The sequence below is a fragment of the Pseudomonas sp. PLMAX genome (genome assembly GCF_046042685.1).
Classification (GTDB): domain Bacteria; phylum Pseudomonadota; class Gammaproteobacteria; order Pseudomonadales; family Pseudomonadaceae; genus Aquipseudomonas; species Aquipseudomonas putida_AE.
Genome location: NZ_CP064949.1, coordinates 6867638 through 6884313 on the forward strand (window position 1 = coordinate 6867638; position 16676 = coordinate 6884313).

Consider the following 16676-nt stretch of genomic DNA (forward strand, 5'->3'; position numbering starts at 1 on the left):
CACCCATGAGCGTTCGTGTCGGGATTGTCATGGATCCTATCGCCAGCATCTCCTATAAAAAGGATAGCTCGCTGGCCATGCTGCTGGCCGCACAGAAGCGCGGCTGGGAACTGTTCTACATGGAGCAGCGCGACCTGTACCAGGCCGAAGGTCAGGCGCGGGCGCGGATGCGTCCGTTGAAAGTGTTCGCCAACCCGGAAAAATGGTTCGAGCTGGAAGCCGAGCAGGACGCCCTGCTGAGCGATCTGGACGTGATCCTGATGCGCAAGGATCCGCCCTTCGACATGGAATTCGTCTATTCCACCTATCTGCTGGAACAGGCCGAAAGCGCTGGTGTGCTGGTGGTCAACAAGCCGCAGAGCCTGCGCGACTGTAACGAAAAGCTGTTCGCCACGCTGTTCCCGCAGTGCACGCCGCCGACCATCGTCAGTCGTCGCCCGGACGTACTGCGCGAATTCGCCGACCATCATGGCGATGTGATCCTCAAGCCGCTGGACGGCATGGGCGGTTCCTCGATCTTCCGTCATACCGCCGGCCACCCGAACCTCTCGGTGATCCTCGAAACCCTGACCCTGCACGGCCAGCAGCAAATCATGATCCAGGGCTACCTGCCGGCCATCGTCGATGGCGACAAACGCATCCTGATGATCGACGGCGAACCGGTGGACTACTGCCTGGCGCGCATCCCCGCTGCCGGTGAGACCCGTGGCAACCTCGCTGCCGGTGGCCGCGGCGAAGCCCGTCCATTGACCGAGAAGGATCGCTGGATCGCGGCGCAAGTCGGCCCGACCCTGCGCGAGAAAGGCCTGTTGTTCGTTGGCCTCGATGTGATTGGCGAGCACCTGACCGAAATCAACGTCACCAGCCCGACGTGCATCCGCGAAATCGACAATGCCTTCGGCACCGATATTGGCGGCATGCTGATGGATGCCATCGATCAGAAGCTCAAGGCCCGTTGAAAAGCCAAACCAACATTGCGTTATCATGCGCGGCCTGTGAAAACGCGATGTTGGTTTCCTTGTCATGACCCTCCCGTCCGATCTGCCTCCCGAACTCGCCCGTTACGGCGTGCGCCCGGCCGATCGCCTCGGTTTTACCCTGTTCCTGGCGGCGCTGATCCACCTGGCATTGCTGCTGGGCGTCGGCTTCACGATGGTCGAGCCCAAGCAGATCAGCAAAACCCTGGAAATCACCCTCGCCACCTTCAAGAGCGAAAAGAAGCCGGACAAGGCCGATTTCCTTGCCCAGGAAAACCAGCAAGGCAGCGGCACCCTGGAGAAAAAGGCGATCCCCAAGACCACCGAGATCGCGCCGTTCCAGGACAACAAGGTACAGAAAGTCACACCGCCACCCGCCGCCAAGCCTGAAGTCCAGGAAGCCGCGCCCAAGGCTGCCGTGACCACCGTCGCGCCGAAGCCGAAAAAAGCTGCCGCGAAAACCGAAGAACCCAAACCCGTCACCAAACCTGCGGTGGCCGCGCCGACGTTCGACAGTGAACAGCTGTCCAGCGACATCGCCAGCCTCGAAGCCGAGCTGGCCCAGGAACAGCAGTTGTACGCCAAGCGCCCGCGCATCCATCGTCTGAGCGCCGCGTCGACCATGCGTGACAAGGGCGCCTGGTATAAGGACGAATGGCGCAAGAAGGTCGAGCGCATCGGCAACCTCAATTATCCCGACGAAGCCCGGCGCAAGCAGATCTACGGCAATTTGCGCCTGATGGTCTCGATCAACCGCGATGGTTCGCTGTATGAGGTGCTGGTGCTGGAGTCGTCCGGGCAACCGCTGCTGGATCAGGCGGCCCAGCGCATCGTGCGGCTGGCGGCGCCGTTTGCGCCGTTTACCGGGGACCTGTCGGATATCGACCGCCTGGAAATCATCCGCACCTGGAAATTCGCCCGCGGCGATCGCCTTTCCAGTAATTGACGAAGATCAAAAGATCGCAGCCTGCGGCAGCTCCTACATTTGGAATGCATTTCCCTGTAGGAGCTGCCGCAGGCTGCGATCTTTTGACGTGCTTCGGCTTGTCAGTTCGCCCCTCCAACGCCACACTAGCGCTCATGAAAAACGTCAGCCCCAGCTACCTCAAGCATCACTTCCTGATCGCCATGCCGCACATGGTCGACCCGAACTTTGCGCACACCTTGACCTACATCGTCGAGCACACGGCCAATGGTGCCATGGGGCTGGTGGTCAACCGTCCGCAGGACCTGAACCTGGCCGATATCCTCGAGCAATTGCGCCCGGACATCGAGCCGCCAGCGCTCTGCCAGCACGTGCCGATCTTCATCGGCGGGCCGGTGCAGACCGACCGCGGTTTTGTCCTGCACCCCACGGGCCAGGGTTTTCAAGCGACCGTTGATCTGGAAGGCGAACTGTCGCTGTCGACCTCCCAGGACGTTCTGTTCGCCATCGCCGATGGCGTTGGCCCGGCGAAAAGCGTGATCACCCTGGGTTATGCCGGCTGGGAAGCCGGGCAACTGGAGTCCGAACTGGCGCAGAACGCCTGGCTGACCTGCCCGTACGATGCCGACATCCTGTTCAACACCAGCAGCGAGCAGCGCCTGGAAGCGGCGGCCAAACACCTGGGCGTCAACCTCAGCCTGCTGACCAGCCAGGCGGGGCACGCCTGATGGCCCTGCGGTTGATTCTGGGGTTCGACTACGGCACCAAACAGATCGGCGTTGCGGTTGGCCAGGTGATTACCGGCCAGGCCCGCGAACTGTGCACTTTGAAGGCGCAAAACGGCATTCCCGACTGGGATCAGGTCGAAGCGCTGATCAAGGAGTGGAAACCCGACGCCGTGGTGGTCGGCCTGCCGCTGAACATGGACGGCACGCCCAGCGACATGTGCGCCCGCGCGGAAAAATTCGCCCGGCGCCTGAACGGTCGCTTCAACCTGCCCTTCTACACCCACGATGAACGCCTGACCACCTACGAGGCCAAGGGCGAACGCCTGGCCCGTGGCGGGCAGAAAGGCAGTTACCGCGACAACCCGGTCGACGCCATCGCCGCCGCCCTGCTGCTGCAAGGCTGGCTCGACGAGAATGGCGCATTGTTCCAATCCTAATCCTGAAGAGCCGTCACCCGTCTCTTTTAGCTACACCCCGAGCCACCTCCGGCAACGACCCGGCTCGGGCCCAAGAAGGAGCAACCATGAGCCTGCCCAATCCCGCCGAACTGATCAGCCAGATGGCGACTGATCTCAAGGCACACCTGGAACACCGTGGCATCAGCGAACCGCGCTACATCGGCATTCGTACCGGTGGCGTGTGGGTTGCCCAGGCCCTGCTCAAGGAGCTGGGCAGCGCTGAACCTCTTGGCACACTCGACGTATCCTTCTACCGCGACGACTTCAGCCAGAACGGCCTGCACCCGCAAGTGCGTCCGTCGGCCCTGCCGTTCGAGATCGAAGGCCAGCACCTGGTGCTGATCGACGACGTGCTGATGAGCGGCCGGACCATCCGCGCCGCCCTGAACGAACTGTTCGACTACGGTCGCCCGGCCAGCGTGACGCTGGTGTGCCTGCTGGACCTGGATGCCGGTGAACTGCCGATCCGCCCGAACGTATTGGGCGCGACCCTGTCCCTGGCAGCCCACGAGCGGGTAAAACTTTCGGGCCCGGAGCTCGAGCTCGAACTGCAAGATCTCGCCCTTTAATTCGCCCTATTGAGAGTCCCCCTCGCGATGACGCCTTTAGATACCAAGCGCCCGCTGCAGCTCAATGATCAGGGCCAGCTGCGCCACTTCCTCTCGCTCGACGGCTTGCGCCGCGAGCTGCTGACGGAAATCCTCGACACCGCCGACTCGTTCCTGGAAGTCGGCGCCCGGGCGGTGAAGAAAGTCCCGTTGCTGCGCGGCAAGACCGTGTGCAACGTGTTCTTCGAGAACTCGACCCGCACCCGCACCACCTTCGAACTGGCGGCCCAGCGCCTGTCGGCGGACGTGATCACCCTGAACGTGTCGACATCGTCGGCGAGCAAGGGGGAAACCCTGCTCGACACCTTGCGCAACCTGGAAGCCATGGCCGCCGACATGTTCGTCGTGCGCCACGGTGACTCCGGCGCTGCACACTTCATTGCCGAACATGTTTGCCCGCAAGTGGCGATCATCAACGGCGGCGACGGCCGTCACGCGCACCCGACCCAGGGCATGCTCGACATGCTCACCATCCGCCGGCACAAGGGCGGCTTCGAAAACCTGTCGGTGGCCATCGTCGGCGACATCCTGCACTCGCGGGTCGCGCGCTCGAACATGCTGGCCCTGAAAACCCTGGGCTGCCCGGACATCCGCGTGATCGCGCCGAAGACCCTGCTGCCGATCGGCATCGAGCAATACGGCGTGAAGGTCTACACCGACATGACCGAAGGCCTGAAAGACGTCGACGTGGTGATCATGCTGCGCCTGCAGCGTGAACGCATGACCGGCGGCCTGCTGCCGAGCGAAGGCGAGTTCTACCGCCTGTTCGGCCTGACCACCGCGCGCCTGGCCGGCGCCAAGCCCGATGCCATCGTCATGCACCCGGGGCCGATCAACCGCGGCGTGGAAATCGAGTCGGCGGTGGCCGACGGCCCGCACTCGGTGATCCTCAACCAGGTGACCTACGGCATTGCGATTCGTATGGCGGTGCTGTCCATGGCCATGAGCGGACAGACTGCGCAGCGCCAATTCGAGCAGGAGAACGCCCAGTGAAGCTCAGCATTCTTGGCGCACGCGTTATCGATCCGGCCAGCGGCCTGGATCAAGTGACTGATATCCACATTGAAGCCTGCAAGATCGTCGGCCTCGGCGCCGCTCCAGCGGGTTTCGTTGCAGTAGACACCATCGACGCCAAGGGCCTGGTGGCGGCCCCTGGCCTGGTCGACCTCAACGTCGCCCTGCGCGAACCGGGCTACAGCCGTAAAGGCTCGATCACCAGCGAAACCCGTGCGGCGGCTGCCGGCGGCGTCACCAGCCTGTGCTGCCCGCCGAAAACCAAACCGGTGCTGGACACCTCGGCCGTCGCCGAACTGATCCTCGACCGCGCCCGCGAGGCCGGCAACACCAAAGTCTTCCCGATCGGCGCACTGAGCAAAGGCCTGGACGGCGAACAACTGGCCGAACTGGTTGCCTTGCGCGATGCCGGCTGCGTGGCCTTCGGCAACGGTCTGGAGAGCTTCCGCAACACCCGCACCCTGTGTCGGGCGCTGGATTACGCGGCCACCTTCGACCTCACGGTGATCTTCAACTCCCAGGACCACGACCTGGCGGAGGGCGGCCTGGCCCATGAAGGCCCGACCGCGAGCTTCCTCGGCCTGCCGGGCATTCCGGAAACCGCCGAAACCGTGGCCCTGGCCAGGGATCTGCTGCTGGTCGAACAGACCGGCGTGCGTGCGCACTTCAGCCAGCTCACCAGCGCCCGTGGTGTCGCCCTGATCGCCCAGGCCCAGCAGCGCGGCCTGAAGGTCACGGCGGATGTCGCCCTGTACCAGTTGATCCTGACCGACGAAGCGCTGATCGATTTCAGCAGCCTCTATCACGTGCAGCCACCTCTGCGCACCCGCGCCGACCGCGATGGCCTGCGTGCCGCCGTGAAATCAGGCGTGGTCTCGGCCATTTCCAGCCATCACCAACCTCACGAACGAGACGCCAAGCTGGCGCCATTCGGGGCCACCGAGCCAGGCATCAGCAGCGTTGAACTGCTGCTGCCGCTGGCAATGACTCTGGTGGAAGACGGCTTGCTGGACCTGCCGACGCTGCTGGCGCGCCTCAGCACCGGCCCTGCCGAGGCCCTGCGCCTGCCGGCGGGCAAGCTGGCGGTGGGTGGCGCGGCGGATATCGTGCTGTTCGACCCCGCGGCCTCGACCGTGGCCGGTGAGACCTGGCTGTCCAAGGGCGAGAATTGCCCGTTCATTGGGCACAGTTTGCCGGGTGTGGTGCGTTATACCCTGGTGGATGGGCGGATCAGCCACCAGGCCTAAGACCGCGTCGCTGCATTCGCGAGCAAGCCCGCTCCCACATTGGATCTGTGTCGTTCACAAATCCAATGTGGGAGCGGGCTTGCTCGCGAAGACTTACTGGAAGGCGCCGCGATTCTGGGCGTTACGCACGGAAACCTGGTCATTCAGTGTCCAGAAGTCATACAGCACCCCCAGAAAGAACAACCCACCCGTCACCAGGTACAGCAACCCGCTGATCCACTTCCCCTGATACATCCGGTGCACCCCGAAAACCCCCAGAAACGTCAGCAGGATCCACGCCACGTTGTATTCGATCGGCCCGGCGGTAAACCGCAGGTCCGCTTCACGGTCCATGGCCGGAATCAGGAACAGGTCGATCAACCAGCCGATCCCCAGCAAACCGAAGGTGAAAAACCAGATCGTCCCGGTCACCGGCTTGCCGTAATAAAAGCGATGAGCCCCGGTAAAGCCAAAAATCCACAGCAGGTAACCGATCACTTTACTGTGGGTATCCTGGTGCGGGACGGGCGCTTGATAGGTGTTCATGGATGACCTCGATTCACACGATAGATAAATATTCTTTAAATCTTTGTGACTTTTTTACGAGCAGCCGACGTATGGCACATGTTAGCGTCTCTCTCGCCAAACCCCTATAGCACTTGGCTTCTGTCCGACAATTGCGTCCATTCGCCGCTTATTTGGTTCCGTTGACCCCAAGGTTAATCGACCAACGGCCCCGGAAGGCACAAAAAAGCTGTTATAAAGTTGCGCGCCAACACATACGAGCCCTGCCTAATGCGTCCATTTTTCAAGACATGGCTAACCATTTGCCTATTATTGCCACTGGCCGCCCACGCCACCAATCGTGAGCAACGTCTTCCGAACGTTAATGGTTACACCCAGAAATCCCATGCCGCTGCTCCTTCGAGCAAAAGCAAGAAATCGGTCAAATCAGCTCCGCAGCTGGTCAGCAAAAGCAGCCTGGTACCGCCAATGGGGACCAAGGAAAGCAGCAACGTGCTGAGCCGCGCCGTCAACGTCCTCGGTACGCCGTACCGCTGGGGCGGCAGCAGCCCGAGCAAAGGCTTCGACTGCAGCGGCCTGGTCAAATATGCGTTCAACGACGCCACGTTTGACCTGCCACGGACCTCCAATGCCATGGCCAGCGGCCACGGCGAGAAAGTCGATCGCAACGATTTGAAACCGGGCGACCTGATTTTCTTCAACATCAAGAGCCGTCGAGTCAATCACGTTGCCATCTACCTGGGCAACGACCGCTTCATCCACGCACCACGCCGTGGCAAGTCGGTGAGCATCGACACTTTGAAGAAACCGTATTGGGAAAAGCACTACGTAGTGGCCAAGCGGGTTCTGCCGAAAGAACAGAATGCGATGCGGGTTGTGCAGCGCTGATTACAGCTGCTGAAATCTACTTCGGATGTAATGGCCTCTTCGCAAGCAAGCCCGCTCCCACATTGGAATGCGTTCCCCTGTGGGAGCGGGCTTGCTCGCGAAGGCGTCTTTGAAAGCGCCACGCCGTCGACTCAAAAATTATCCGGCGACCGCGCCTTCTCCCGCGCCTGATCGCGACTGACCAACCCCCTGGTCACCAGATCCTTCAAACTCATATCCAGCGTCTGCATCCCCAGCGACCCGCCCGACTGAATCGACGAATACATCTGCGCCACCTTGTCTTCACGGATCAGGTTACGAATCGCCGACGTTCCCAGCATGATCTCGTGGGCCGCCACCCGACCACCGCCAATCTTCTTGACCAAGGTCTGGGACACCACCGCCAGCAACGATTCGGACAGCATCGAACGCACCATCGACTTCTCATCCCCGGGAAACACGTCGATGATCCGGTCGATGGTTTTCGCCGCCGAGGTCGTGTGCAGCGTGCCGAACACCAGGTGACCCGTCTCGGCAGCGGTCAACGCCAGGCGGATAGTCTCCAGGTCACGCAGCTCCCCCACCAGGATCACGTCCGGGTCTTCGCGCAGGGCCGAGCGCAAGGCTGTGGCGAAACTGCGGGTATCGCGGTGGACTTCACGCTGATTGATCAGGCATTTGCGCGACTCGTGGACGAACTCGATAGGATCTTCAATCGTCAGGATGTGGTGATGGCGATGGCTGTTCAGGTAATCGATCATCGCTGCCAGAGTGGTGGACTTGCCGGACCCCGTCGGGCCGGTCACCAGTACCAGGCCGCGGGGTGCATCAGTCATCTTGTGAAACACTTCGCCCATGCCCAGCTCTTCCATGCTCCGGACCCTGGACGGGATCGTACGAAACACCGCACCAGCGCCTCGGCTCTGATTGAAGGCATTGACCCGGAAGCGCGCGATGCCGGGCACCTCAAAGGAAAAGTCGGTTTCCAGATGCTGTTCGAACGCCACCCGCTGGGTATCGTTCATGATGTCGTAGATCAGCGCCTGCACCTCCTTGTGCTCCAGGGCCGGCAAGTTGATGCGCCGCACGTCGCCATCGACGCGGATCATCGGCGGCAGGCCGGCCGACAAATGCAGGTCGGACGCGCCTTGTTTGGCGCTGAACGCCAGCAACTCAGTGATATCCATAGCGCCCCTCAATTCCAGTAGAATGCCGCCAACCTCAGACCGCTGGCGCCTCTTGAATGTCCACGATAGCAGACAACATTGAACAGGTTGGTTCACGCATTCGTGCCGCCGCCCTCGCCGCCCACCGCGATGAAAACAGCGTGCAGTTGCTGGCCGTGAGCAAGACCAAACCCGCCCAGGCGCTGCGTGAAGCCCATGCCGCGGGCCTGCGCGACTTTGGTGAGAACTACCTGCAGGAAGCCCTGGGCAAGCAGCTTGAATTGACCGACCTGCCCTTGATCTGGCACTTCATCGGCCCCATTCAATCGAACAAGACTCGTGCAATCGCCGAGCACTTCGCCTGGGTGCATTCCGTGGATCGCCTGAAAATTGCACAACGCTTGTCCGAACAACGTCCTGCCGATCTGCCTCCCTTGAACATCTGCATCCAGGTCAACGTCAGTGGTGAAGCCAGCAAATCCGGCTGCACCCCGGCGGACCTGCCGGCCCTGGCCAACGCCATCAGCGCCTTGCCGCGCCTGAAGTTGCGCGGGCTGATGGCGATTCCCGAGCCGACCGAAGATCGCGCCGCCCAGGATGCCGCGTTCGCTGCCGTGCAAAACCTGCAGGCCAGCCTGAATTTGCCACTCGACACACTTTCCATGGGCATGAGCCACGACCTCGAGTCGGCCATTGCCCAGGGTGCCACCTGGGTCCGTATCGGTACGGCCCTGTTTGGCGCCAGAGATTACGGTCAACCTTGACCCCATTTTATAAGGACCTGACATGAGCAAGACACGTATTGCCTTTATCGGTGCCGGCAACATGGCCGCCAGCCTGATCGGCGGCCTGCGGGCCAAAGGTCTGGAAGCGGCGCAGATCCGCGCCAGCGATCCGGGTGAAGAAACCCGTGCCCGCGTGAGCGCCGAACACGGCATCGAAGTGTTCGCCGACAACGCCGACGCCATCCAGGGCGCGGACGTGATCGTGCTCGCGGTGAAGCCCCAGGCGATGAAGGCTGTCTGCGAAGCCATTCGCCCAAGCCTGAAACCCGAGCAACTGGTAGTGTCGATCGCCGCCGGCATCACCTGCGCCAGCATGAACAACTGGCTCGGCGCCCAGCCGATCGTGCGCTGCATGCCCAACACCCCGGCGCTGTTGCGTCAGGGCGTGAGCGGTCTGTTCGCCACCGCCCAGGTGAGCGCCGAGCAGCGCCAGCAAGCCCAGGAACTGCTGTCGGCCGTTGGCGTTGCCCTGTGGCTGGACGAGGAACAGCAGCTGGATGCGGTCACTGCCGTGTCGGGCTCGGGCCCTGCGTACTTCTTCCTGCTGATCGAAGCCATGACCGCCGCTGGCGTCAAACTCGGCCTGCCGGCAGACATCGCCGCTCAACTGACGCTGCAGACCGCCCTGGGCGCCGCCCACATGGCAGTGTCCAGCGACGTCGACGCCGCCGAGCTGCGTCGCCGCGTGACTTCGCCTGCGGGCACCACGGAAGCCGCGATCAAATCGTTCCAGGCCAACGGCTTCGAAGCACTGGTGGAAAAAGCCCTGGGCGCCGCCGCGCACCGCTCGGCCGAGATGGCTGAGCAACTCGGTCGCTAATCAGCACTTAATAAGGAATCAACAATGCTCGGACTCAATGACGCTGCCATTTTTGTGATCCAGACCCTGGGCAGCCTGTATCTCTTGATCGTGTTGCTGCGTTTCATCCTGCAACTGGTGCGGGCGAACTTCTACAACCCGCTCTGCCAATTCGCCGTAAAAGCTACTCAACCGCTGCTCAAGCCGCTGCGCCGGGTGATCCCGAGCATGTTCGGCCTGGACATGTCCTCGCTGGTGCTGGCCCTGATTGTGCAAATGGCGCTGTTCGCGGTCATCCTGCTGCTCAGTGGCTACTCAGTCGACGTGCTGTTCCTGGCACCCTGGGCGCTGATCGGCATCTTCGCGCTGTTCTTGAAGATCCTGTTCTGGGCGATGATCATCAGCGTGATCCTGTCCTGGGTCGCTCCGGGCAGCCACAACCCGGGCGCCGAACTGGTCCAGCAGATCACCGAGCCGGTACTGGCTCCGTTCCGCCGGATCATCCCGAACCTGGGCGGTCTCGACATCTCGCCGATCTTCGCCTTCATCGCCCTGCAATTGCTGCAGAGCTGGCTGATTCCGCGCCTGGCGTACTACGCGCTGATGCCGAAGGAATTGTTTGGCCTGATCTAATACCGCGTTATCGTTCTTCGCGAGCAAGCCCGCTCCCACATTGGAATGCGTTCCCCTGTGAGAGCGGGCTTGCTCGCGAATGGCGCACCTCGGTCCAATTGAAATAAATCAGGCCCGGCCTTTGCTTGCCGCTAACCCCACCGGTCTTTAGACTTACGCCTCATTTCAACGAGAGCAGGGTCGATGCCAGCTGCCTTCCCCCCCGATTCTGTTGGTCTGGTGACGCCGCAAGTGGCGCACTTCAGCGAAGCCCTGGCGTTGGCCTGCGGCCGCTCGCTCCCGGCCTATGACCTGGTTTACGAGACCTACGGCACCCTGAACGCCACGGCGAGCAACGCCGTGCTGATCTGCCACGCCTTGTCCGGCCACCACCATGCGGCGGGCTATCACAGCCCCGACGACCGTAAACCCGGTTGGTGGGACAGCTGCATCGGACCCGGCAAGCCCATCGACACCAGCAAGTTCTTCGTGGTCAGCCTGAACAACCTTGGCGGCTGCAATGGCTCTACCGGCCCGAGCAGCATCAACCCGGAGACCGGCAAGCCGTTCGGCGCGGACTTCCCGGTATTGACCGTGGAAGACTGGGTGCACAGCCAGGCGCGCCTGGCCGATCGCCTCGGCATTGCCCAATTTGCCGCGGTGATCGGCGGCAGCCTCGGCGGCATGCAGGCGATGCAATGGAGCATCACTTACCCCGAGCGCATCCGCCATTGCGTGGCGATCGCCTCGGCGCCCAAGCTGTCGGCGCAGAACATCGCCTTCAACGAAGTGGCACGCCAGGCGATCCTCACCGACCCGGAATTCCACGGCGGTTCGTTCCAGGAACACAGCGTGATCCCCAAGCGCGGGCTGATGCTGGCGCGCATGGTCGGGCACATCACCTACCTGTCCGACGACTCCATGGGCGAGAAATTCGGTCGCGGCCTGAAAAGCGAGAAGCTCAACTACGACTTCCACAGCGTCGAGTTCCAGGTCGAAAGCTACCTGCGTTATCAAGGTGAAGAGTTCTCCGGGCGTTTCGATGCCAACACTTACCTGCTGATGACCAAGGCCCTGGACTACTTCGACCCGGCGGCCAACTTCGACGATGACCTGGCGAAAACCTTCGCCGGCGCCACTGCCAGGTTCTGCGTGATGTCGTTCACCACCGACTGGCGCTTCTCCCCTGCCCGCTCGCGGGAACTGGTGGACGCGCTGATGGCCGCGCGCAAGGACGTCTGCTACCTGGAAATCGACGCGCCGCAGGGCCACGACGCCTTCCTGATTCCGATCCCGCGCTACCTGCAGGCGTTCGGCAATTACATGAACCGCATTACGTTGTGAGATAGCCATGAGAGCTGATCTGGAAATCATCCAGGAATGGATCCCCGCCGGTAGCCGCGTGCTCGACCTCGGTTGCGGCGATGGCGAGCTGCTGACCTGGCTGCGCGACAACAAGCAGGTCACCGGCTACGGCCTGGAAAACGACGCGGACAACATCGCCGAGTGCGTGGCCAAGGGCATCAACGTCATCGAGCAGGACCTGGACAAGGGCCTGGGCAACTTTGCCAGCAACAGCTTCGACATCGTGGTCATGACCCAGGCACTGCAAGCAGTGCACTACCCGGACAAGATCCTCGAGGAAATGCTGCGGGTCGGCCGCCAGTGCATCATCACCTTCCCCAATTTCGGTCACTGGCGCTGCCGCTGGTACCTGGCGAGCAAGGGCCGGATGCCGGTTTCCGAGTTCCTGCCCTACACCTGGTACAACACGCCGAACATTCACTTCTGCACCTTCGCGGATTTTGAAGCCTTGTGTCGCGAACGTGAGGCCAAGGTCATTGATCGGCTGGCCGTGGATCAACAGCATCGGCACGGGTGGGCCAGTAAGCTATGGCCTAATCTGTTAGGTGAGATCGGTATTTACCGCGTCAGCAGTCCGGGGCTTGCAGACCACAAGGTCGCGGTCTGAATCACCACATTTCGAGGAGAACGAACATGGGTCGTCTAGCGCTGCTTCTACTCACCGCCTGCCTGAGCGTCACGGCCATGGCCGCCGATGCGATCAAAGGTGATCGTCAGGAAAAATTCGGCGACGTGACGGTGCACTACAACACCTTCAACTCCACGTTCCTGACGCCGGACATCGCCAAGGCCGCAGAGCTCACCCGCAGCAAGAACCAGGGCGTGATCAACGTTTCGGTGCTCAAGGACGGCAAGCCGCAGATGGCCCAGGTCAGCGGTACGGTCAAAGACCTGGCCAGCCAGAGTGTGAACCTGAACTTCCGCCAGATCACCGAACAAGGCGCGATCTACTACATCGCCCAATTCCCGGTGGAGCAGCAGGAAACCCGCACCTTCGACATCAAGGTGCAGACCGGTGACAAAATCAACACCATCAACTTCAACCAAGAGCTCTTCCCCGGCGAATGATCAACTTCACGCAACTCGTACTGGCCAGCCATAACGCCGGCAAACTCAAGGAACTCCAGGCCATGCTCGGCGAGTCGGTGCAACTGCGCTCGATCGGCGAGTTCAGCAGCGTGGAGCCTGAAGAAACCGGCCTGTCGTTCGTCGAGAACGCCATCCTCAAGGCCCGCAATGCCGCGCGCATTTCCGGCCTGCCGGCCCTGGCCGACGATTCCGGGCTGGCGGTGGATTTCCTCGGCGGTGCGCCGGGCATCTACTCGGCGCGTTATGCCGATGGCAAGGGCGATGCGGCGAACAACGCCAAGCTGCTCGACGTGTTGAAGGACGTGCCTGAAGCCGAACGCGGCGCGCAGTTCGTCTGCGTGCTGGCGCTGGTACGGCACGCCGACGATCCGCTGCCGATTCTCTGCGAAGGCCTGTGGCACGGGCGCATCCTGACCCAGGCCAGCGGCGAACACGGTTTTGGCTACGACCCGCTGTTCTGGGTGCCGGAGCGTGATTGCTCCAGCGCCGAGTTGAGCCCGGCCGACAAGAACCAGATCAGCCACCGCGCCCGTGCAATGGATCTGCTGCGCCAGCGTCTGGGCTTGAAATGACCCGTGAATCCTCCGCGTCGCCGCTGATCTTCGGCGGCGCCGCACAATCGCCTCGGGCCGCCCTGCCGGTGCTGCCGCCCCTGGCGCTGTACATCCACATCCCGTGGTGCGTACGCAAATGCCCTTACTGCGACTTCAACTCCCACACCGCCAGCCCCGTGCTGCCGGAAGAAGAGTATGTCGACGCGTTGCTGGCCGACCTCGATCAGGACCTGCACGCCGTTTATGGCCGAGAGCTGAGCTCGATCTTCTTTGGCGGCGGCACGCCTAGCCTGTTCAGCGCCCAGGCCCTTGGGCGCCTGCTCAAAGGCGTGGAACAGCGCATCCCGTTTACCCACGACATCGAAATCACCCTGGAAGCCAACCCCGGTACGTTCGAGCAAGAGAAGTTCGTTGCCTACCGCGCGCTGGGCATCAATCGCCTGTCGATCGGCATCCAGAGCTTTCAACAAGAAAAGCTCGAGGCCCTGGGTCGCATCCACAACGGTGACGAAGCGGTGCGCGCCGCCGGCATGGCCCGTCAGGCCGGGTTCGATAACTTCAACCTGGACTTGATGCACGGCTTGCCCGATCAATCCCTGGACGACGCCCTGAGCGACCTGCGCCAGGCCATCGCCCTGAAGCCGACCCACCTGTCCTGGTATCAGCTGACCCTGGAACCCAACACCGTGTTCTGGAACCAGCCACCGACGCTGCCGGAAGACGACACCCTGTGGGATATCCAGGAAGCCGGGCAGGCGCTGCTGGCCGAACACGGTTACGCGCAATACGAAGTCTCCGCCTACGCCCAGCCCGGGCGCCCGGCGCGGCACAATCTCAATTACTGGAGTTTTGGCGACTTCATCGGCATCGGTGCCGGCGCCCACGGCAAGCTGAGCCATCCGGACGGCCGCATCGTGCGCACCTGGAAGACCCGCTTGCCGAAGGATTACCTGAATCCGGCGAAAAGCTTCCAGGCCGGCGAGAAAGCGCTGACCAATGACGAGATGCCGTTCGAGTTCCTGATGAACGCCCTGCGCCTGACGGCCGGGGTCGAGGCGCGGCTGTACCCGGAACGCACCGGAATGTCCCTGGAAAGCCTCGCCAAAAGCCGTCGCGAAGCCGAACAAAGCGGCCTGTTGCAGGTCGAACCGTCACGTCTGGCGGCTACCGAGCGCGGACAACTCTTCCTCAACGACTTGCTGCAGAAATTTCTGAGCTGATTTCAGCCTTAAGGGAAAACGAATGGATTTGGTACTCGACCTGCTCGCCACCGCGTCTCGCTGGAGCCGCAGCAACCTCTCGGAAATCGCCCTCGCCCTAGTAGGTTGCCTGCTGGTGTTGTTCGGTGCGGATTTCAAAGGCTGGGTCGAGCAACGCCTGGGCAGCATCGCCGGCGCCTTGCGCGTACCGCTGATGTCCCTGCTGTGCATGATCGGCAGCGGTGCGGCGCTGATCTATGCCACGCCGTGGATCGTCAAGGGTTTGAGCCAGTTCAACAACTACAGCCTGGCGCCGGTGTTGTTGGTGGTACTGGTGCTGATTGGCGTAGTCGCCGACCGCCGCTAAAGCGGCGGCAACTTGCGCTCCATTGCTTTGATCAACGACGTATGAGTTGCTGCCATTGGCGCAAAACGGCATAGCAGTTCGTCTAGATGGTCGACTGAGCGCAGATACATCACGCAGACAAAGTCGTCATCCCCCGTCACCTTGTAAAAGGTGACGCACTCCTCCGCCTCCCTGAGTAGCTGCTCCACCGTTTGCATCTGACCGGGATTGGAGCGCATCCGAACAATCATCTGCAGCCGATATCCGACCACCTCGGGATCGACATCGACGCAGTAACCCTTGATTGCAGTCCTCTCCAAGTGCCGAAGTCGCTCCCCGCAACTGGGTGCAGACAGGCCAACCTGCCGGCTCAATGCTTTCACCGACAACCTGGCATTACTATTCAGTGCAGTGATGATCGATTTGTCGAGCGGGTCAAGTACCGCCTCTTTTTTAATAAGTTTTTTCATTCTGATGGCCTTCTGAAAACAGGTCTATGAAGGAGAACTCGTTGATCTTGTCGCATGCCAATGGAATTCATAGCACGTCGTCGGCTGTACTCATACACTCAAAAAACCGCCAAGCAGTGTTATAGAAAAATACTACATAAAAATCGGAATGAGATGACGAGGTATCAAAATGAAACTTGAGCCCGACGAAAATCTGTTTGCCTGCTATCTTTCAAACCTGTTCCCAGAACAGCGCATATTTACATTAAGAAACAAATTTTCCAGAGATGGATTCGTTAAAATTAATGACATTGTTGATGCAGAACTCAAAAACCTTATAAAAAAAGAAGTATTAACACTGCTTGAGCAGCAGGGGGAGCGTCGGGATTTGCTGCTAGCTACAACCGATAACACCCCTAGGCACATGAGTGTTGTACGCAGCGAATGGATCGCCCAACAGAAAGGACTTATATATAAGCTCTCACGCTCATCAAATTTGCTTGGGCTCTTGTCGCGTATAGCGGGCACTGAGGTAACCGCGCAAGTTTCAGCCGATGAAGAGTTCCTGATCACCCGACAAGAAAAAAAGGGTGACACGCATGGCTGGCATTGGGGTGATTATAGCTTCGCATTGATCTGGATTATCGAAACACCGCCAATTTCTTGCGGGGGCATGCTCCAGTGCATTCCTCATACTTACTGGGACAAAAACAACTCACAAATAAACGAAATACTCACCAAACATAAAATTTCCACCTATGGATTTGTTACCGGGGACATTTACTTCCTTCGAACTGACACGACGCTGCACAGAACCATCCCTCTCAGCGAAGACGTCACCCGAATTATCTTAAATATGACCTGGGCTGATAGACGACTGATGGATAAACCTCTTTCTGGTAACGACCGTTGGTGGGAAGACAAACACGCTGAAGCTGCGCGCACTGAACAATAATCTTTCGTTTCTGAAAACAGTGAGCCATT

At 60.9% G+C, this 16676-nt stretch carries 21 protein-coding genes; 18 read left to right on the forward strand and 3 right to left on the reverse strand.

Annotated features, from left to right (window positions below; translation table 11 throughout):
- Positions 1–5 precede the first annotated feature (5 nt).
- The 7 genes from gshB to DKB71_RS31395 all read left to right on the forward strand — a co-directional run bounded on the left by gshB (position 6) and on the right by DKB71_RS31395 (position 5957).
- Positions 6–959: a glutathione synthase gene (gshB, locus tag DKB71_RS31365; protein WP_323606614.1), complete on the forward strand. Its 954-nt coding sequence runs from the start codon at positions 6–8 to the stop codon at positions 957–959.
- 64 nt (positions 960–1023) lie between these two features.
- Positions 1024–1923: a TonB family protein gene (locus DKB71_RS31370; protein WP_408599228.1), complete on the forward strand. Its 900-nt coding sequence runs from the start codon at positions 1024–1026 to the stop codon at positions 1921–1923.
- A 134-nt stretch (positions 1924–2057) separates the two neighbouring features.
- Positions 2058–2630, forward strand: a complete 573-nt coding sequence (locus tag DKB71_RS31375) for a YqgE/AlgH family protein (protein WP_408599229.1) — start codon at positions 2058–2060, stop codon at positions 2628–2630.
- On the forward strand, positions 2630–3067 hold the full coding sequence (gene ruvX, locus DKB71_RS31380) for a Holliday junction resolvase RuvX (protein WP_408599230.1): 438 nt from the start codon (positions 2630–2632) through the stop codon (positions 3065–3067). The genes DKB71_RS31375 and ruvX overlap by 1 nt, the downstream gene beginning before the upstream one ends.
- Positions 3068–3153: 86 nt before the next feature.
- Complete coding sequence (pyrR, locus tag DKB71_RS31385) at positions 3154–3657, forward strand: bifunctional pyr operon transcriptional regulator/uracil phosphoribosyltransferase PyrR (protein WP_274075643.1); 504 nt, start codon at positions 3154–3156, stop codon at positions 3655–3657.
- 27 nt (positions 3658–3684) lie between these two features.
- Complete coding sequence (locus DKB71_RS31390; protein WP_046818333.1) at positions 3685–4689, forward strand: aspartate carbamoyltransferase catalytic subunit; 1005 nt, start codon at positions 3685–3687, stop codon at positions 4687–4689.
- Positions 4686–5957, forward strand: coding sequence for a dihydroorotase (locus DKB71_RS31395; protein WP_274075644.1), 1272 nt, complete (start codon positions 4686–4688; stop codon positions 5955–5957). The genes DKB71_RS31390 and DKB71_RS31395 overlap by 4 nt, the downstream gene beginning before the upstream one ends.
- 93 nt (positions 5958–6050) lie before the next feature.
- Here DKB71_RS31395 and DKB71_RS31400 read toward each other — a convergent pair whose 3' ends face one another.
- A complete protein-coding gene (locus DKB71_RS31400; protein WP_323627282.1) occupies positions 6051–6482 on the reverse strand; it encodes a TM2 domain-containing protein in 432 nt (143 codons plus the stop codon).
- A 249-nt stretch (positions 6483–6731) separates the two neighbouring features.
- Between DKB71_RS31400 and DKB71_RS31405 the strand changes: the two genes are divergently transcribed.
- Entirely contained in the window at positions 6732–7349 is a 618-nt protein-coding gene (locus DKB71_RS31405) for a C40 family peptidase (RefSeq protein ID WP_274075646.1), read from the forward strand.
- 131 nt (positions 7350–7480) lie between these two features.
- On the opposite strand, the gene DKB71_RS31410 is transcribed toward DKB71_RS31405, so the two are convergent.
- Positions 7481–8515 carry a type IV pilus twitching motility protein PilT gene (locus tag DKB71_RS31410; protein ID WP_408599231.1) on the reverse strand — a complete coding sequence of 345 codons (1035 nt, stop codon included), beginning with the start codon at positions 8513–8515 and terminating at the stop codon, positions 7481–7483.
- Between the two features lie 56 nt (positions 8516–8571).
- Between DKB71_RS31410 and DKB71_RS31415 the strand changes: the two genes are divergently transcribed.
- The 9 genes from DKB71_RS31415 (at position 8572) to DKB71_RS31455 (ending at position 15264) form a co-directional block, all read left to right on the forward strand.
- The gene (locus tag DKB71_RS31415) at positions 8572–9258 is read left to right on the forward strand and encodes a YggS family pyridoxal phosphate-dependent enzyme (RefSeq protein ID WP_323606618.1); all 687 of its coding nucleotides are present in this window, start codon (positions 8572–8574) and stop codon (positions 9256–9258) included.
- Positions 9259–9280: 22 nt separating this feature from the next.
- On the forward strand, positions 9281–10099 hold the full coding sequence (gene proC, locus DKB71_RS31420) for a pyrroline-5-carboxylate reductase (protein ID WP_323606619.1): 819 nt from the start codon (positions 9281–9283) through the stop codon (positions 10097–10099).
- Between the two features lie 24 nt (positions 10100–10123).
- On the forward strand, positions 10124–10711 hold the full coding sequence (locus DKB71_RS31425; protein ID WP_274075651.1) for a YggT family protein: 588 nt from the start codon (positions 10124–10126) through the stop codon (positions 10709–10711).
- Positions 10712–10894: 183 nt separating this feature from the next.
- Entirely contained in the window at positions 10895–12034 is a 1140-nt protein-coding gene (locus tag DKB71_RS31430) for a homoserine O-acetyltransferase (protein WP_408599232.1), read from the forward strand.
- 7 nt (positions 12035–12041) lie between these two features.
- Positions 12042–12662: a methionine biosynthesis protein MetW gene (metW, locus tag DKB71_RS31435; protein WP_274075653.1), complete on the forward strand. Its 621-nt coding sequence runs from the start codon at positions 12042–12044 to the stop codon at positions 12660–12662.
- A 26-nt stretch (positions 12663–12688) separates the two neighbouring features.
- Positions 12689–13123 carry a DUF4426 domain-containing protein gene (locus tag DKB71_RS31440; protein ID WP_408599233.1) on the forward strand — a complete coding sequence of 145 codons (435 nt, stop codon included), beginning with the start codon at positions 12689–12691 and terminating at the stop codon, positions 13121–13123.
- Complete coding sequence (rdgB, locus tag DKB71_RS31445) at positions 13120–13716, forward strand: RdgB/HAM1 family non-canonical purine NTP pyrophosphatase (RefSeq protein ID WP_323606621.1); 597 nt, start codon at positions 13120–13122, stop codon at positions 13714–13716. The genes DKB71_RS31440 and rdgB overlap by 4 nt, the downstream gene beginning before the upstream one ends.
- On the forward strand, positions 13713–14918 hold the full coding sequence (gene hemW, locus DKB71_RS31450; protein WP_408599234.1) for a radical SAM family heme chaperone HemW: 1206 nt from the start codon (positions 13713–13715) through the stop codon (positions 14916–14918). Before rdgB ends, hemW begins: the two co-directional genes overlap by 4 nt.
- A gap of 22 nt (positions 14919–14940) precedes the next feature.
- Positions 14941–15264 (forward strand): DUF3392 domain-containing protein, encoded by a 324-nt coding sequence (locus tag DKB71_RS31455; protein ID WP_008063519.1) that lies wholly within the window; start codon positions 14941–14943, stop codon positions 15262–15264.
- Here DKB71_RS31455 and DKB71_RS31460 read toward each other — a convergent pair.
- A complete protein-coding gene (locus DKB71_RS31460; RefSeq protein WP_323606622.1) occupies positions 15261–15713 on the reverse strand; it encodes an Lrp/AsnC family transcriptional regulator in 453 nt (150 codons plus the stop codon). The genes DKB71_RS31455 and DKB71_RS31460 overlap by 4 nt on opposite strands.
- 169 nt (positions 15714–15882) lie before the next feature.
- Between DKB71_RS31460 and DKB71_RS31465 the strand changes: the two genes are divergently transcribed.
- On the forward strand, positions 15883–16647 hold the full coding sequence (locus tag DKB71_RS31465; protein WP_408599235.1) for an ArpA protein: 765 nt from the start codon (positions 15883–15885) through the stop codon (positions 16645–16647).
- Positions 16648–16676: the final 29 nt, after the last annotated feature.

Bases quoted from the DNA above. Each gene is read 5' to 3' on its own strand.
- DKB71_RS31430 (WP_408599232.1), top strand. From the start codon at position 10,895: ATGCCAGCTGCCTTCCCCCCCGATTCTGTTGGTCTGGTGACGCCGCAA.
- DKB71_RS31465 (WP_408599235.1), top strand. From the start codon at position 15,883: ATGAAACTTGAGCCCGACGAAAATCTGTTTGCCTGCTATCTTTCAAAC.
- rdgB (WP_323606621.1), top strand. From the start codon at position 13,120: ATGATCAACTTCACGCAACTCGTACTGGCCAGCCATAACGCCGGCAAA.
- pyrR (WP_274075643.1), top strand. From the start codon at position 3,154: ATGAGCCTGCCCAATCCCGCCGAACTGATCAGCCAGATGGCGACTGAT.
- DKB71_RS31375 (WP_408599229.1), top strand. From the start codon at position 2,058: ATGAAAAACGTCAGCCCCAGCTACCTCAAGCATCACTTCCTGATCGCC.
- DKB71_RS31400 (WP_323627282.1), bottom strand. From the start codon at position 6,482: ATGAACACCTATCAAGCGCCCGTCCCGCACCAGGATACCCACAGTAAA.
- DKB71_RS31410 (WP_408599231.1), bottom strand. From the start codon at position 8,515: ATGGATATCACTGAGTTGCTGGCGTTCAGCGCCAAACAAGGCGCGTCC.
- DKB71_RS31370 (WP_408599228.1), top strand. From the start codon at position 1,024: ATGACCCTCCCGTCCGATCTGCCTCCCGAACTCGCCCGTTACGGCGTG.
- proC (WP_323606619.1), top strand. From the start codon at position 9,281: ATGAGCAAGACACGTATTGCCTTTATCGGTGCCGGCAACATGGCCGCC.
- hemW (WP_408599234.1), top strand. From the start codon at position 13,713: ATGACCCGTGAATCCTCCGCGTCGCCGCTGATCTTCGGCGGCGCCGCA.
- DKB71_RS31415 (WP_323606618.1), top strand. From the start codon at position 8,572: ATGTCCACGATAGCAGACAACATTGAACAGGTTGGTTCACGCATTCGT.
- DKB71_RS31405 (WP_274075646.1), top strand. From the start codon at position 6,732: ATGCGTCCATTTTTCAAGACATGGCTAACCATTTGCCTATTATTGCCA.
- DKB71_RS31390 (WP_046818333.1), top strand. From the start codon at position 3,685: ATGACGCCTTTAGATACCAAGCGCCCGCTGCAGCTCAATGATCAGGGC.
- DKB71_RS31460 (WP_323606622.1), bottom strand. From the start codon at position 15,713: ATGAAAAAACTTATTAAAAAAGAGGCGGTACTTGACCCGCTCGACAAA.
- ruvX (WP_408599230.1), top strand. From the start codon at position 2,630: ATGGCCCTGCGGTTGATTCTGGGGTTCGACTACGGCACCAAACAGATC.
- DKB71_RS31455 (WP_008063519.1), top strand. From the start codon at position 14,941: ATGGATTTGGTACTCGACCTGCTCGCCACCGCGTCTCGCTGGAGCCGC.
- DKB71_RS31425 (WP_274075651.1), top strand. From the start codon at position 10,124: ATGCTCGGACTCAATGACGCTGCCATTTTTGTGATCCAGACCCTGGGC.
- DKB71_RS31440 (WP_408599233.1), top strand. From the start codon at position 12,689: ATGGGTCGTCTAGCGCTGCTTCTACTCACCGCCTGCCTGAGCGTCACG.
- gshB (WP_323606614.1), top strand. From the start codon at position 6: ATGAGCGTTCGTGTCGGGATTGTCATGGATCCTATCGCCAGCATCTCC.
- metW (WP_274075653.1), top strand. From the start codon at position 12,042: ATGAGAGCTGATCTGGAAATCATCCAGGAATGGATCCCCGCCGGTAGC.